Origin of the sequence: Bailinhaonella thermotolerans, assembly GCF_003594875.1 — a bacterium.
GTDB classification, from domain to species: domain Bacteria; phylum Actinomycetota; class Actinomycetes; order Streptosporangiales; family Streptosporangiaceae; genus Bailinhaonella; species Bailinhaonella thermotolerans.
In genome coordinates this window covers 215,729-231,719 of the sequence record NZ_QZEY01000009.1, presented here as the reverse complement: position 1 = coordinate 231,719, position 15,991 = coordinate 215,729, and the positions used below count along the sequence as shown (strand labels likewise).

10 protein-coding genes are annotated in these 15,991 nt (G+C 74.8%); 7 read left to right on the top strand and 3 right to left on the bottom strand.

What is annotated here, in order from left to right; translation table 11 throughout:
* Window positions 1-101: 101 nt before the first annotated feature.
* Window positions 102-2,828 carry a bifunctional FO biosynthesis protein CofGH gene (locus D5H75_RS23295; RefSeq protein ID WP_119928705.1) on the top strand — a complete coding sequence of 909 codons (2,727 nt, stop codon included), beginning with the start codon at window positions 102-104 and terminating at the stop codon, window positions 2,826-2,828.
* Between the two features lie 135 nt (window positions 2,829-2,963).
* On the top strand, window positions 2,964-4,721 hold the full coding sequence (locus tag D5H75_RS23290; RefSeq protein ID WP_242454455.1) for a substrate-binding and VWA domain-containing protein: 1,758 nt from the start codon (window positions 2,964-2,966) through the stop codon (window positions 4,719-4,721).
* Window positions 4,722-4,845: 124 nt separating this feature from the next.
* Here the strand turns inward: D5H75_RS23290 and D5H75_RS23285 are convergent, their stop codons facing one another.
* The gene (locus D5H75_RS23285; RefSeq protein WP_242454454.1) at window positions 4,846-6,162 is read right to left on the bottom strand and encodes a coenzyme F420-0:L-glutamate ligase; all 1,317 of its coding nucleotides are present in this window, start codon (window positions 6,160-6,162) and stop codon (window positions 4,846-4,848) included.
* Window positions 6,159-7,106 carry a 2-phospho-L-lactate transferase gene (gene cofD, locus D5H75_RS23280; protein WP_119928633.1) on the bottom strand — a complete coding sequence of 316 codons (948 nt, stop codon included), beginning with the start codon at window positions 7,104-7,106 and terminating at the stop codon, window positions 6,159-6,161. The genes D5H75_RS23285 and cofD overlap by 4 nt, the downstream gene beginning before the upstream one ends.
* A 184-nt stretch (window positions 7,107-7,290) precedes the next feature.
* On the opposite strand from cofD, the gene D5H75_RS23275 reads away from it, so the two are divergent.
* From D5H75_RS23275 to D5H75_RS23260, 4 genes are all read left to right on the top strand, one after another.
* On the top strand, window positions 7,291-9,393 hold the full coding sequence (locus D5H75_RS23275; RefSeq protein ID WP_119928632.1) for a hypothetical protein: 2,103 nt from the start codon (window positions 7,291-7,293) through the stop codon (window positions 9,391-9,393).
* Between the two features lie 218 nt (window positions 9,394-9,611).
* Complete coding sequence (locus D5H75_RS23270) at window positions 9,612-9,869, top strand: WhiB family transcriptional regulator (RefSeq protein WP_119928631.1); 258 nt, start codon at window positions 9,612-9,614, stop codon at window positions 9,867-9,869.
* A gap of 332 nt (window positions 9,870-10,201) precedes the next feature.
* Complete coding sequence (locus tag D5H75_RS23265; protein WP_119928630.1) at window positions 10,202-13,327, top strand: glycosyltransferase family 2 protein; 3,126 nt, start codon at window positions 10,202-10,204, stop codon at window positions 13,325-13,327.
* A complete protein-coding gene (locus tag D5H75_RS23260) occupies window positions 13,324-14,748 on the top strand; it encodes a DUF5719 family protein (protein WP_119928629.1) in 1,425 nt (474 codons plus the stop codon). The genes D5H75_RS23265 and D5H75_RS23260 overlap by 4 nt, the downstream gene beginning before the upstream one ends.
* A gap of 108 nt (window positions 14,749-14,856) precedes the next feature.
* On the opposite strand, the gene D5H75_RS23255 is transcribed toward D5H75_RS23260, so the two are convergent.
* Window positions 14,857-15,318, bottom strand: coding sequence for a metallopeptidase family protein (locus D5H75_RS23255; protein ID WP_119928628.1), 462 nt, complete (start codon window positions 15,316-15,318; stop codon window positions 14,857-14,859).
* Window positions 15,319-15,528: 210 nt separating this feature from the next.
* On the opposite strand from D5H75_RS23255, the gene D5H75_RS23250 reads away from it, so the two are divergent.
* Window positions 15,529-15,933 (top strand): DUF3499 domain-containing protein, encoded by a 405-nt coding sequence (locus D5H75_RS23250; RefSeq protein WP_119928702.1) that lies wholly within the window; start codon window positions 15,529-15,531, stop codon window positions 15,931-15,933.
* The last annotated feature ends 58 nt before the right edge of the window (window positions 15,934-15,991 follow it).

Genomic DNA, 15,991 nt, shown 5'->3' with positions numbered 1-15,991 from the left:
TCTCCCCCTTCGGCGTGGCCGCCCGCATCGTAACCCCGGGGGTGCGCCCGCCGACGGGGGTTAGGGAAGATCTAGAACTTGGCCGGGGTTAGTTTGTGTTCATGGACCCCACACCCACCGCGGCCGCGACGCGCCGGGCACTCGCCCGCGCCCGGGACGGCAAGACCCTCGACGTGGCCGAGGCGACCGTGCTCCTCCAGACCCGGGGGGAGGACCTGGACACGTTGCTCACGTACGCCTCACGGGTGCGGGACGCCGGGCTGACGGCCGCCGGCCGGCCCGGTGTGATCACCTACAGCCGCAAGGTCTTCATCCCGCTGACCCGCCTGTGCCGCGACCGGTGCGGGTACTGCACGTTCGCGACCGCCCCGCACAAGCTGCCCGCGCCGTTCCTGTCGCCGGACGAGGTGCTGGAGATCGCGCGCCAGGGCGCCGCGCTCGGGTGCAAGGAGGCGCTGTTCACGCTGGGCGACCGGCCCGAGGACCGCTGGCACCAGGCGCGGGAGTGGCTGGACGCGCACGGCTACGACGACACCCTGTCCTACGTCCGCGCGATGGCGATCCGCGTGCTGGAGGAGACGGGCCTGCTGCCCCACCTCAATCCGGGCGTGCTGAGCTGGCGTGATCTCCAGCGGCTCAAGCCCGTCGCCCCGTCGATGGGGATGATGCTGGAGACCACCTCGCGCCGCCTGTTCGAGGAGAAGGGCGCGGCCCACTACGGCTCCCCGGACAAGGACCCGGAGGTACGGCTGCGCGTGCTGGAGGACGCCGGCCGCTCCAACGTGCCGTTCACCACGGGAATCCTGATCGGCATCGGCGAGACGGTCGCCGACCGCGCCGAGTCGATCTTCGCGATCCGCCGGGTCTCGCGGGAGTACGGCGGGATCCAGGAGGTCATCGTCCAGAACTTCCGCGCCAAGCCCGACACGGCGATGCGCGGCATGCCCGACGCCGAACTCGAGGAGCTGGCCGCCACGATCGCGGTCACCCGCCTCGTCCTCGGCCCCCGCGCCCGGGTCCAGGCCCCGCCGAACCTGGTGGACTCCGAGTACGCCCTGATGCTCCGCGCCGGCATCGACGACTGGGGCGGGGTCTCCCCGCTCACCCCCGACCACGTCAACCCCGAGCGCCCCTGGCCGCACATCGACGACCTCGCGGCCCGCACCGCGGACTCCGGCTTCACCCTGCGGGAGCGCCTGACGATCTATCCCGAGTACGCCCTGGCGGGCGAGCCCTGGCTCGACCCCAGGCTCCACGCCCACGTGGCCGCCCTCATGGACCCGGAGACCGGGCTGGCCAGGGAGGACGCGATCCCGGCCGGTCGCCCCTGGCAGGAGCCCGACGGCGGCTGGGCCGAGGCGGGCCGCGTGGACCTGCACGTCACCATCGACAGCTGGGGCCGCACCGCGGACCGCCGGGACGACTTCGAGAACGTCTACGGCGACTGGGACGCCCTGCGCGACCGCGCGAGCGCCGCCCTCGACGCCGCCTCCGGTCCCGCCCCGGCCATGAGCCCCGGCCCGGCCGGCGGCGCGCTGCCCGCGGCGCCCGCCGGGGTCGCGGACGGTACGGCCGGGGGCGGCGCGGGCGCGAGCCGTACGGGGAACGGCGCGAGCCGGACCGGATCGGGGCTGGAGCAGGCCGGGGGGTACTCCGCGGCCGAGGTGCGGGCGGCGCTGGCGGCGGCGGAGCGGGACCCGGCGGGGATCTCCGAGGCCGAGGCGCTGGCGCTGCTGCACGCGTCGGGGGAGGAGTTGGAGGCGCTCGCGCGGCTGGCGGACGGCCTGCGCCGGGAGGCCGTGGGGGACGACGTCACCTACGTCGTGAACCGGAACATCAACTTCACGAACGTCTGCTACACCGGCTGCCGGTTCTGCGCGTTCGCCCAGCGGCGCACCGACGCCGACGCGTACACCCTCTCCCTGGAGCAGGTGGCGGACCGGGCCGAGGAGGGCTGGCTCGCGGGGGCCACCGAGGTGTGCATGCAGGGCGGCATCCACCCCGACCTGCCCGGGACGGCGTACTTCGACATCGCGCGGGCGGTGAAGGAGCGCACGCCGGAGATGCACGTCCACGCGTTCTCGCCGATGGAGGTCATCAACGGCGCGACCCGCACGAACATGTCGATCGAGGACTGGCTGACGGCGGCGCGGGAGGCGGGCGTGGACTCGCTGCCCGGGACGGCGGCCGAGATCCTCGACGACGACGTGCGCTGGGTGCTGACCAAGGGCAAGCTGCCGACGCGCGAGTGGATCGAGGTGATCACGACCGCGCACCGCGTGGGCATCCCGACCACCTCGACCATGATGTACGGGCACGTGGACACGCCGCTGCACTGGGTGCGGCACATCCGGCTGATCCGGTCGATCCAGGAGGAGACGGGCGGGTTCAGCGAGTTCGTGCTGCTGCCGTTCGTGCACCACAGCGCGCCGATCTACCTGGCGGGCGTGGCGCGGCCCGGGCCGACCGCGCGCGAGAACCGCGCGGTGCACGCGCTCGCGCGGATCCTGCTGCACGGCGCGATCCCCAACATCCAGTGCTCGTGGGTGAAGCTGCGCGACGAGTTGTGCCGCGAGGTGCTGAACGGGGGCGTCAACGACCTCGGCGGCACGCTGATGGAGGAGACGATCAGCCGGATGGCCGGATCGGAGAACGGCTCCTACAAGACCATCAGCGAGATCGCCGAGATGGTCGCGCCGACGGGCCGCCCGCTGCGGCAGCGCACGACGGAGTACGGCCAGGTCGGCGAGGAGCGCGCCCGGGCGGCGGCGGCCAGCGACGGCGTCTGCCAGAGCGTGCGGCGGCCGACCCTTCCTCTTCTGACATAGGCGGATATCTCGGGGATTGCGGTTTATGGAGAGTGGCGAATAGGAAACTGATCATTTGAAATACTTGCGCGGTAAGTAGGGGGGACTGCGAGAATCGTCCCCCTGCCCTGACCCGTGAGTGTTTCAAGGAGCGCCGTGGCCGTCGGACGTCACCGCGCCGCGACCGGCCGACGTCGAGCGGGCCTGTCCCCGGCCAGGAAGATCTCCCTGCTCGCGGCGCTCGCCGTGCTCGTGGGCGTGGCCGGGGTCTCGACCGTCGTGCTCGGCAAGACCGGCGGCGGCTGCTCCGGACGTCCCGTCCTCGTGAGCGTGGCCGCCGCGCTGGACGTGGCGGCCCCCGTGATGGCCGCGGCGGAACGTTTCAACGCCGCCGCGCCCGCGATGCCCGGCCCCTGCGTGCTCGTGGAGGTCACCGAGCAGGCCCCGGCGACCGTGATGCGCACGCTCGCCGGCGGCCGCCTCGGCGTCCTGCGCGAGAAGCCGGACGCATGGGTGGCGGACTCCTCGGCCTGGGTGCGGATGGCCCGCCGCTCGGGCGCGGTGGGCCTGCCCGAGCCCGAGACGTCGGTGGCGACCTCGCCGCTGGTGTTCGCGACGAAGCGGTCGCTGGCCGACACGTTCGCCGCGGGGAAGACCGAGATGTCGTGGAACATGGTCTTCCCGAGCACCACCCGGGGCGAGCCCGCGCCGGACAAGGACGAACCGGACGTCGTGCGCATCCCGGACCCCTCGGTCTCCGGGGCGGGGGTCGTGACCGTCGCCGCCGCCCGCGACATCGCCGGGGAGGGGGAGAAGGGGCGCAGGTGGCTGACCGCGTTCGTGCGCATGGCCCAGGCCACCTCCGCCCCCGACTACCGGTCGATGCTGGCCACGCTCTCGGAGGCGTCCTTCTGGCAGCGGCCCGTCGTGATCGTGCCCGAGCAGTCGGTGTGGGAGCACAACCGCCGCGCCGGGGCCGAGCCGCTCGTCGCCCTGCACCCCAAGGAGGGCACGGTCAGCCTGGACTATCCGTACGTCGTGACGGCGGAGGGCAAGGAGGAGGCCGAGGCCGCGCGCCGGTTCGCCGGCTGGCTGGCCTCCCCCGAGACGCGTACGGCGGTGCAGCGGATGGGCTTCCGCGGCCACGACGGCTCGACGGGGCCGGAGTTCGCGGGGCCGGGGGCCGAGCCGGGCGTCCCGACCGAGAACCCCAGGCCGCGCCCGTCGCTGACCCCCGAGTTCGTGGACGAGGCGCTGGACGCGTGGAGCAAGCTCGCCCCGATGACCCGCATGCTGGTCGTCACCGAGGTCTCCGACGCCATGTCCGACGAGGTCCGCAAGGGCGTGACCAGGCTCGACGTGGCCCTGGAGGCGGTCACGATCGGCCTGCCGCTGTTCCCCAACGACACCCAGATCGGCGTGTGGGAGTTCGCCGACGGGATCGCCGGGAGCCGGCCGTACCGCGAGAAGGTCTCCCTCGGGCCCCTCACCGAGCCCGCGGGCGGCGACGTGATCCGCCGCTCCCGCCTGATGCGGCTGACCACCGAGCTCAAGCCCCGCGACGCCGGCCGCAAGGGACTCAACGACGCCACGCTCGCGGCGTTCCGCCGGATGACCGAGCAGTTCAACCCCGGCATGAACAACACGGTCCTCCTCCTGACCTCCGGCCGCGACGAGCCCGGCGGCATCGGCCACCGGGACCTGATCGACGCGCTGCGCAAGGAGTGGACCCCCGAGGAACCCGTGCAGATCGTCGTCGTGGCCTTCGGCAAGGACGTGGACCGCGCCGCCATGACCGAGATCTCCCAGGTCACGAACGGCTCGGTGCACGTCGCCCAGCACCCGGGCGAGATCATCGACGTCTTCCTCAACGCCCTGGCCCGCCGCCTCTGCACCCCCAACTGCGCCAACTGACCCGCGGAGCACCTCCGGGCCGGTGGATCCCGGCGCGGAGGGCTCGCGGGTCAGCGGACACCGACGCGGAGGGCCCGCGTGCGGAGGGCCCGCGTGTGGAGGGCCCGCGTGCGGAGGGCCCGCGTCAGCGGACCTCGATGAAGTCCTCGGGGGACCTCGGGGGGCGGTCCTTGGGCGGGGCGGCGGGGTGGCCGACGGCGACGGCGCCCATGGGGTCCCAGTTGTCGGGGAGGGACAGTTCGCGGCGGACCACGTCGCGGCAGAACATGGTGCTCGACACCCAGGCGGAGCCCAGCCCCTCCACGGCGAGCGAGACCAGGAAGTTCTGGACGCCGGCGCCGGTGGCGACCACGAACATCTCGCGCTCGGCACGGTTGCGGCGGCCGTCGGGGGGCTCGGGGTAGGTGTGGGAGCCGTCCATGACCAGGCACGGGATCGCGAGGTACGGCGCGCGGCGCAGGACGTCGCCCCGGCGGACGCGCTTGGCGATGGACTCCTCGGAGAAGCCGTCGCGGCGCAGGTCGGCGATCCAGGCGTCGAGCATGGCGTCCAGGAGGCGCTTGCGCGACTCGGCGGACTCCAGCAGGACGAAACGCCACGGCGTCGTGTGGTGCGGCGCGGGGGCGGAGATCGCCGCCGCGACCGCCCGGCGTACCGCCGCGCCGTCCACCGGCTCGTCGGTGAAGTCGCGGATCGTCCGGCGGGCGAAGACCACCTCGGCCGAGCCGTACCGGAACATGTCCTCGTCGGCCGGCCGCACGAGGGCGGCCGCGCCCTGGCCGTCGCCCTCCGTGGTGTACGGCGCGAGGCCGCGGACGACCGCGACGGGGACGCCGGAGATCTTGCCCTTGACCAGCTCGGCGGCGGAGGCGACCTCGTCGGCCACGGCGGTGATCGTGGCCTCCAGCGGGTTGCCGTAGCCGTCGGTGGTGCCGCGCAGGTCCACGAGCGGGATGATCCCGGCCGCGCCGATCGCGACGTCGGTCAGGCCGAGCCGCCACGGCCGGCCGAAGGTGTCGGAGACGACGACGCCCACGCGCACGCCGAGCAGCTCGCGCAGGCGGGCCCGGATGCGGCGGGCCGAGGCGTCGGAGTCCTCGGGGAGCAGCAGCACGGTGCCGGGCTCGACGTTGCTGGCGTCCACACCGGCCGCCGCCATCACCAGCCCGCTGCGCGTCTGGGCGATCACCGTGTCGCCGCGCCGGGCGACCACCCGCTCGGTCTCGGCGGCGATCGCCTCGGCCCGGGTGCCGCGCATGAGCCGGCCCTCGGACTTACTGACGATCTTCGAGGTGATCACCAGGATGTCGCCGTCGCGCAGGTCGGGCACCGCCGACGCGATCATCTCGGCGATGTCGTCCCCGGGCCGCACGTTGGGCAGGCCCTGGACCGCGCGGACGCTGACGTCGTGCGCGGTGGGATCGGAGCTGGCCAGGCTCACGCCGTCACCCCCCGGATCTCGTCGGCCAGGTCGAGGGCGGCGCGGGCGATGTCGGCCGCGGCCCTCTCGTCGGTCATCAGCAGCGGCCGGGCCCGGGTGACCACGCCCTCGACGCTCACGCCCGCGTCCTCCTCGGCCACGAGCCAGCCGTCCAGCAGCGGGGAGCCGTACAGCTCGGCGACGGCCTGGGCGCTGGTCTCCACGCCGATCGCGGTCAGGCAGGCGTCGGCCATGCCGCGCACCGGGGCGCCGCCGATGATCGGGGAGACGCCGACGACGGTCTTGCCGGTCAGGGCCTCCCGGATGCCCGGGATCCGCAGGATCGTGCCGACGCTCACCACCGGGTTGGACGGCGGCAGGAGCACCACGTCGGCCTCGGCGATCGCGTCGAGCACGCCCGGCGCGGGCTTGGCGTCGTCGGCGCCCACGAGCACGATGTCCTGGGCGGGCACGCCGGCGCGCAGGCGCACCCACCACTCCTGGAAGTGCACGGCGCGGCGGCCCCGGTCGTCCTCGATCACCACGTGGGTCTCGACCCGGTCGTCGGTCATCGGGATCAGCCGCACCCCCGGCCGCCAGCGGTGGCACAGCGCCTCGGTCACGGCGGACAGCGGGTAGCCCGCGTTGAGCATCTGGGTGCGCACGATGTGGGTGGCGAAGTCGCGGTCGCCCAGGCCGAACCACTGCGGCTCCACGCCGTAGGCCGCCAGCTCCTCCTTCACCGCGAAGGTCTCGCCGGCGCGGCCCCAGCCCTGCTCCTCGTGGATGCCCCCGCCCAGGGTGTACATGACCGTGTCGAGGTCGGGGCAGACCTGGAGGCCGAACAGGATGATGTCGTCCCCGGTGTTGCCGATCACGGTGATCTCGGCGTCGGGGGCGGCGAGCTTGAGGCCGCGCAGGAAACGGGCGCCGCCGATCCCGCCGGCAAGAGCAACGATGCGCATGTCCCTAGTCTTCCAGCCGCTCAGCGCCACTCCGCGCCCGGCTCCCGCCGCCTGTGGACGAAGGGTCCCGCGGCATTCCCCCGCGTATGGCGGCCGTGCGGACCAGTGTGCTTGTTGAGTTATAAGCCACGTAAGTCGCGGATGTGCAAAACTCTCCCGGTACTCAGAAGCCTTGGGGGAACTCGTGATCAAGGTAGAGGCGGATCGGCTCCGTGAACCGGGCGCGTGGGCCCTCCTGGCCTGGCCCGCGATCAGCGTCCTGCTCGGAGTCGGTCATCTGTTCATCGGCGAGACCGGCCCGCTGGGCGACCAGGTCGTGCCGTTCGGCATCCGGGCCGTGCGCGCGATCGGCATGCTCACGGGACCGCTGGTCGGCCTGCTCGCCGTCGGCGCGACCCTGCTCGCCACGCGGCTCGGCGACCCGTCCCCGCGCGCGCGGCTGATCGGGTACGGCGCGCTCGGCACCGTCGGCGCGGGCGCGTTCTTCGGCGTCATCGCCATCTTCGGCGTGCTCTTCTCCAGCGCGCCTGACGGCCGGTCCAGGTTCGAGACGTTCCTCACCGGCGGCGCCCAGCTCGCGATCGCCGCCATCGCGCTCCTCTACCTGCTCGGCGAGACCGGCGTCCTCACGGCCCGCGCCGGCCGTCCCCGCAAGGCCGCCGCCCCCTCCGGGGCCGCGTCCGGCGGCCACTACGGCATGCCGTCCGATCCGTACGGCGGCGCGCCCGGCCACCCGCAGCACGCCCCCGGCCAGCACGCCCCCGGTCCCGTGCCTCCGCACCCCGGCCCGCCGTACGGCGCGCCCGCCTCGCCGTACGGGGCGCAGGGTCAGGCTCCGGCGGCCCCCGCGCCCGAGTACCCGCCGACCGCCGCGCAGGAGGCGGTGCCCGCGTACGCCCAGCCGGGGGAGCCGCGCCGCGTCCCGGCGGGCGAGCTCCCGCCCGCCGGCGGCGACTCCGCCGACGAGGCGCGCCAGGAGGAGCCCGCTTCCGTGTACGGCCAGGAGGAGCCCGCTTCCGCGTACGGCCAGGAGGGCCACCAGGCGACCCAGGTCTACGGGATGGGCACGCAGCAGCCGGGAGCGTCGTACACGTCTCAACCCCAGGGGTACGAATCCCAGTCGCAGGCATACGAATCCCAGCCCCAGGCGTATAACGACCAACCCCAGCCTCAGCAATACGAGGGGCAACAAGCCCCCGCGTACGACCAGCAGGCGTACACCGGCCAGGGGCAGCAGTCCGACCAGCAGGGCCAGGGTTACGCCGGTTCCGGCTACCCGGGCCACGACCAGGCGCAGGGGTACGGCTCGCAGCCGCAGACCTACGAGCCCCAGTCGACCGAGCCCCAGATCGGCGGCTACGAGGCCGCCCAGCAGCAGGAACAGAGCGACTTCGACTACCTCTTCGGCCCCCGGGAGCCGCAGCGGCAGACCTCCGAGCACTCCCACGCGCGCGAGCAGCAGATCGCGCAGGCCTACCAGCAGGCCCAGAGCTACCAGCAGCAGGGCCGGCACGGCCAGCCGAACCAGCAGAGTCACCCCAACCAGCAGAGTCACCCCAACCAGCAGAGCCACCCCAACCAGCAGAGCCACCCGAACCAGCACGGCCAGGCGGGTCACCCCCAGCCCGCCCCCCAGGCCCCGGCGCCGCACCAGGCCCAGGACGTCCAGCAGAGCGTCCAGGCGGGCTACTTCCAGCAGGGCTTCCAGGAGCCGGGCTACCAGCCGCAGTCCACCCAGCCGCAGCCCGCCCCGGGTCCCGGCGGCTCCTACGGCGCCCCGGCGGCCGAGCCGTACCCCTCCCAGAACGGCTCCTTCGCCTCCTGGTCCGCCGGCGACCCCGCGCAGGCGCACCAGCAGACCCCCGGTCACCAGCAGGCCGGTCACCAGCAGGCCGGTCACCAGCCCCCGCCCATGACCGGTGACCTGCTCAGCGGCGCCCCCGTCCAGTCCGGCTTCGACGGCCGCTTCCAGCGGGACGAGCCGATCACCCCCACCGCGATCTTCCCGTCCGGCCAGGAGCCCGTGTACGGCAACGCGCCCGAGCCCCCGGCGTACGGCCAGGGGCAGCCGCAGGCCCCCGGCTACGGCCAGGACGCGCAGAGCGGGTACGCGTACAACCAGAACCCGGGCGGTTACCCGCAGAATCAGGACGGATACCAGCAGAGCCCGCCGAATTCCGCGGCATATCCGCAATCGCCGAACGCCCAGCCCGCTCCCGGCGACACGCCCCGCGAACGCCGCCAGGATGACGAACAGCCCTGGTACGGTTCGGAACAGAGGTCATAGTGATCGCGTAATACCAGGTCAGACGGCATTCGGCGGACGAACTCGGACCTCCCGGGCGGCTGCCGAGGCCATGGGGCCCCCTTTGCCGCGGAATACCATCAGGCGGCTTGACGCGCACGGGGACACGCGCGTGTAATTACAATCGTGTTGTTTCAGTCTCCCAGGGTGGGTACTACGGGAGACATGATCAGGGGGCTCCAAGGATCAGGAGGTGCGCTGTGACCGATCTGGTCATCGCACAGGCGCACGGCACTGAGGAACTAGGTTGGCAGGGGCGCGCCTTGTGCGCGCAGACCGACCCGGAGGCGTTCTTTCCAGAAAAGGGCGGCTCCACCCGGGAAGCGAAGAAAGTCTGCCGCGCCTGCGAAGTGCGGGCGGAGTGTCTCGAGTACGCGCTCGAGCACGATGAGCGGTTCGGCATCTGGGGTGGGCTGTCCGAGAGGGAACGACGCAGAATCAAGCGCCAGGCGAGCTGACGGTCGCCTGACGTCCGCTCCGCGCCCGCGGCGTGGACGTCGCTGACCGCTGCCCGGCGACGGTCGATCATGCGATCGGCGCCGGGCGCCCACGCGCCCTCGCGCCCCGGACCGGATCCCGGCGAGATCGGGAGGACCGGCCAGGGGCGCGGGGGCGCGCCGGGGTTCCGAGGGGGCTCGCCCCGCCACGTGGCCACCCCGCCGGGGGGCGGGAGGCCACGGGAGATCCGGGGAGCCCGGAGAAGCGCGGCGAACACGAGTAGGGTTGTCCCGCGCCAACCCGGTGCAGGTCTGGGCATACCGCCTGAACCACCCTTCTCCCCGAGAAAACCGTGCACAACGCCCGTCACATCGTCACCGCCGTCGTCGTCGCGCACGACGGCGCCCGCTGGCTGCCGGAGACCCTGGACGGCCTGTTCGGCCAGACCAGGCCGGTCGACCGTGCGCTCGCCGTGGACAACGGCAGCCGCGACGGCAGCGCCGCCCTGCTCGCCGAGGCGTTCCCCCGGGTGATCACGCTGTCCAGGTCCGCCGGGTTCGGCGAGGCCGTGGCCGAGGCCGTACGCGCCGCGCACCCGGTGGAAGGCGCGGTCGAGTGGCTGTGGCTGCTGCACGACGACTGCGCGCCCGCCGCCGACGCGCTCGAATGCCTGCTGGAGATCGCCGAGGCGGACCCCCGCGCCGCCGTCCTCGGGCCCAAGCTGCTCGACTGGCTGGACCGCCGGGTGCTCGTCGAGATCGGCGTCACCGTGGACAAGGGCGGCCGCCGCGAGACCGGCCTCGAATACCGGGAGTACGACCAGGGCCAGCACGACGGCGTCCGCGAGAGCCTGGCCGTCTCCACCGCCGGGATGCTCGTCCGCCGTGACGTGTTCGAGCAGGTCGGCGGCTTCGACGACGAACTGCCGCTGTTCCGCGACGACATCGACCTGTGCTGGCGGATCCGCGCCGCCGGGCACCGCGTCCTCGTGGTCACCGACGCCGTGGCCTGGCACGCCGAGGCCGCCTCGCGCCGCCGCCGGCGCATCGCCGCGACCGGCGACCACCCGCGGCGGGCCGACCGCCGCAACGCGCTGTACGTCCTCGCCGCCAACCTGCCCACCGGCGCGTTCCTGGCCGCGCTCGTGCGCGGGATCGTCGGCTCGCTGCTGCGCACGCTGCTGTTCCTGCTGGCCAAGCAGCCCGCCAACGCCCTGGACGAGATCGCCGCGCTCGCCGCCGTGCTCGGGTCGCCGGGCCGGATCCGGCGCGCCCGCAAACGCCGCGGCAAGGCCAAGCGCAAGACGTATCCCCAGGTCCGAAAGTACTTCGCGCCGCCGGGGCAGGGCCTTCGCCGGATCGGCGAGATGGTCCGCGGCTGGCTCGCGGGCACCGGCCCCGTCGAGTCGGCCGGCCGCCACCACGCGGTCGTCGCGGAGCCGGGGGAGGAGGAGGGCGAGGAGCTGCTGAGCGACTCCGGCGGCCTCCTCCAGCGGATCTTCACCAGCCCGGCCGTGCTGCTCACGCTGGCCCTGCTCGCGGTCACCCTGGTCGCCGAGCGCTCCCTGCTCGCGGGCGAGGGCCGCATCGGCGGCGGCGCCCTCCCCCCGGTGTACGGCGGGGCCCGCGACCTGTGGGACCAGTACCTCTCGGGCTTCCACCCGATCGGGGTGGGCACGAGCGCGGACGCCCCGCCGTACGTCGCGGTGCTGGCCGTCGTCTCGACGCTGCTGCTGGGCAAGCCCTGGCTCGCCGTGACCGTGCTGCTGCTCGGGTGCGTGCCGCTCGCCGGGCTCACCGCCTACCTGGCCACCCGCCGCGTCCTGGACGACGTGCCCGCCCGGCTGTGGATCGCCGCGTCGTACGCGCTCCTGCCGGTGGCCACCGGCGCGATCGCCGCCGGGCGGCTCGGCACCGCCGTGGTCTTCGTGCTGCTGCCGGTGTACGCCGTGCTCGCCGCCGCCGTCATCGGGGCCGAGCGCCGGGTCGCCCGCCGCGCCGCCTGGGCGCTGGGCCTCCTCCTCGCCGTGGGGACCGCGTTCGCCCCGCTCGTGTGGCTGCTGGCGCTCCCGCTGGGCGGCCTGGCCGCGCTGGCCTTCGGCGGCGTACGGCGGGGCGTCGGCGTCTCGCTCGCGATCGCGCTGCTGACGCCGGCCGCGCTGCTCGGGCCGTGGCTGTACACGCTGGTGCTGAACCCGCCGAGGTTCCTGCTGGAGGCCGGGCTGCACCGGCCGGGACTGGTGGACGCCCGGCTGGCCCCCGAGGCGTTGCTGCTGCTCAGCCCGGGCGGGCCGGGCATGCCGCCGGTCTGGGTGACCGGGGGCGTGGTGTTCGCGGCGCTGGCCGGGCTGCTGCTCCGGCGGCACCGGCTGTTCGTGGCGGCGGGCTGGACGCTGGCGCTGTTCGGCGTGCTCGTGGCCATCTTGGTCGCGCGCACGCGGGTGGCCCCGGTGTCCGGCGGGCCCGAGGCCCACGCGTGGCCGGGCGTCGCGCTCGCGTTCGCCGCGACCGGGCTGCTGGTCGCGGCCGGGGTCGCCGCCCGCCGCATCGGGGAGCTGCGCGCGGCCGGGGGTGTGCGCCGCCTGTCGGCCACGCTCGTCGTGCTGGTCGCCTGCGCCGCCCCGCTGCTGGCCGCCGGGGCCTGGATCTGGAAGGGCGCGCAGGGGCCGCTCGACCGCGACAACGTCTCGGCCGTTCCCGCGCTGGCCGCCGCGACCGCCGGGGAGGGCGAGCGGGCCCGCACGCTGATCCTCCGCGTCGCCGGGGACGGGCGCGTGGACTACACGATCGTGCGCGGGCGCGACCCGCTGGTCGGCGAGCCGGACATCCCGGTGGCCGAGGACCTGCGGAAACGCGTGGACGCGGCGGTCGCCGGGCTCGCCTCGGGCCGGGGCGGGGACGACGTGGCCGTGCTGGGCTCCTTCGCCGTGCGGTTCGTCGTCGCGCCGGGGAAGGTGCCCGAGACGCTCGCGCGCACGCTCGACTCGCAGCCGGGCCTCGCCCGGGTCAGCCTCTCCCCGATCGGCGGGATCTGGCAGCTCACCCGGCCCGCGCCCCGGCTCAGCGTCGTGGACGCCAAGGGCGCGGCGGTCACGCTGCCCGCCGGGCGGGTGAACGCCTCGGCCACGGTGCCCTCCGGCGGCGGCGGGCGGCTGCTCGTGCTGCGCGAGCCCGCAGGCCCGGACTGGCGCGCCACGCTCGACGGGGTGGCGCTGGAGCCGCGCGTGGCCGAGGGCTGGGCGCAGGCGTTTGCGCTCCCTGAGGACGGCGGGGTGGTGACGGTGACGCGGGCGCAGTTCTGGCGCGACGCCTGGGTGGTCACGCAGGGCCTGCTCGTGCTGGTCGTGGTGGTGCTCGCGCTGCCCGGCGCCAAGAACGACGACCCGCTGGCCGAGTCACCGCCCGAGGAACGGCCGACCGGCCGGCGAGGTCAGCGGCGGCGCGGCCGTACGCCCGACACGGTGGGGGCGGCCTCGTGAGGACCTTCGTCGAGAGCCGTTTCAGCCTGCTCGCCATGGTGCTCGTCGCCTCGCTCGCGCTGTACGGCGTGGCGCTCGGCTCCCGGCCGGACTCCGCGGCCCCGCCGGTCGCACCGCCGGTGAAGGCCGCCGTCCACGCGGTCTCCGCCGTCTGCCCCGACCCCGCGGGGGCGCGGGTGAGCGTGGTGACCCCGCCAGGACGCGGCGAGCGGGGCAGGGCCGTCACCCGCGTCCTGGGCCGCCCCGAGCCCGTCGCCACCGTCGAGCGGCCCGGCACGCCGTGGTACGGCGAGGCCAGGGAGCGCGCGCCGCTCTCGGTGTCCGCCGACGGGGCGATGGCCGCCGGGCTGGAGGCCGCCCAGACCGGCCGCGCCGTTTCCGGCCGGCTGCGGGGGCTCTCCGCCGCGCGCTGCGTCGAGCCCGCCGCGACCTCCTGGTTCGTGGGGCCCGGACCGGCCTCGGCCGAGGTCCTGGTGTACCTGGCCAACATCGACGACACGCGCGCCTCGGCCGAGATCGTCGCCTACACCGGCGAGGGGCCGATCATCGGGGACGCCGGGCGCGGGCTGCTGCTGGCGCCGGGGGAGCACCGCGTCGTGAACCTCAAGGACGTCGCCCCGATGGCCCAGGTCGCCGCGCTGGAGGTGCGCACGCACGAGGGCCGCGTGGCCGCGGCCGTGCGGGCGGTGCTGCCCGGCGGGGGAGTGGACTGGCTGCCCGCCGCCGCGCCGCCCGCGCCGCGCGCGATCGTGTCCGGCGTCCCCGGCGGGGCCGGGCGCAGGCAGCTCTTCGTGGCCGTGCCGGGGGAGGCGGACGCGCTCGTGGACGTGAAGGTCGTCACGGCCGACGGCACGTACGCCCTCAAGGGCCGCGAGCAACTGGAGGTGCCCGCCGGCTCGGCGGGATACCTGGAGCTGGCCACCGGCCTGGCCGGGCAGCCCGCGTCGGTGATCGTCACGTCCGAGGTCCCGGTGGTGGCCGGGCTGATGAGCGTGGGCACCGGCACGCGGCAGGACGTCGGCTTCACCGCCTCGTCCCCGCCCATCGACAGCGGCAGCGTCGTCGCCGACAACCGTTCCTCGCGCGGCCAGTCCTCGCGCCTGGTCCTCACGGCCCCCGCCGCGCCCGGCCGGGTGCGGGTGACGCTCCTGCCCGCGCGCGGCCCCGCCCCGGCCCCCTCGCAGGTCGAGGTGCCGGCGGGCCGTACCAGGGAGGTGCGCCTGGCGCTCCCGCCCGGCGGGGACACCGGCTACGCGGTGCTGGTCGAGCCGCTGCCGGGCTCCGGGCCGGTGTACGGCGGGCGCACGCTGGAGGAGCGGGCCAGGACCGGGCTGATGCTCACCATCCAGCCGCTGGCCCCGGCGCGCACCTGGACCTACGTCCCGCCGGTGGCGGACTCCGCCGCCGCGGTCACCGACTGATCGCGTGCGGCGCCGCTCCGGCGCGGCGGCCGCTCCGGTGCCGCACGGCACCCTCGCGCGGGCCCGGCGGCGGGCCCGCGCGGGTCAGCGGATGAGCGGCGCGGCGGGTCAGTGGCGCTCGTCGTAGCCGGGGTCCACGTTCTCCGGGCCGAGCCCGAGGAGGTTGGCGACCTGCTCGACCACGACGTCGTGGACGAGGAGGCCCAGCGTGTCGCGGTCCTCGGCGCGGGCCTCGATGGGGCGGCGGTAGACGACGACCACGTTGGGCTCGCGGTCCCGGGCGCGCTCCAGGCGGCCCAGCGGCATCGTCTCGCGGGAGGTGCCGTCCACCAGCTCGGACGGGGGCGGGACCTCCTCGACGGCGAACTCCACGGCCGCCAGCTCCCTGCCCCAGTTCTGCTTGAGCCGGTCCACCGCGTCCAGCACCAGGTCGTCGAAGCGCTGGCCCCGGGTGCGGCGGATCGGCACGTGCGGCGGCGTCAGCGGCCCGCGCAACCCTCGGCCGTGACGGTCTCGGCGGCGCGGGCGCGGATTCGGCGAAGAGCTCACGAACAGCAGCGTATGCCCCATCGAGCCCTGCCCGTAGTCGCCATCCCCCGGCCCGATCTCGCGGTTTCCGGCACACCCCGGGACCAAAGCCGCGAGAGCGGCCCGAGGGGGCGTGGAGGAGGGGCGTGAGGGGAGGTGATTGGAGGTGGTGCGCCCGGAATGTGGCGACACGATCGTTTAAGAGTGCCACTGGTGGTGGCATTGGTCATCGGGACCGGATACGGTCCCTCCGTGAGCCCCGTCCGTGCCTGCTCCCGAACCGCCTGCAGTCAGCCGGCTGTCTTCACGCTCACGTACGTCTACGCCGACTCCACGGCCGTGCTCGGACCGTTGGCCGCGTACGTCGAGCCGCACTGCTACGACCTGTGCGCCGAACACGCCGAGCGGCTGACCGCGCCGCGCGGCTGGGAGGTCGTGCGCCTGCCCACCGAGGCGGGCGGCCAGCCGAGCACCGACGACCTGGAGGCGCTCGCGAACGCCGTACGCGAGGCGGCGCGTCCGGTGCCGGGGCGGGGCACGGAGCCGGTGGGCCAGGGCGTCGAGGTCGGGCGGCGCGGCCACCTGCGTGTCCTGCGGTCGGCGACGAGCCAGCGGGAGCAACGCGACCAGCGGCGCGAGCCGGGCGAAGACGGCTGAGGGGGACGATCCCCGGTAGGCTCGGTCGCGGGCGGCCGCGTGCCGACCCGCAGACGTG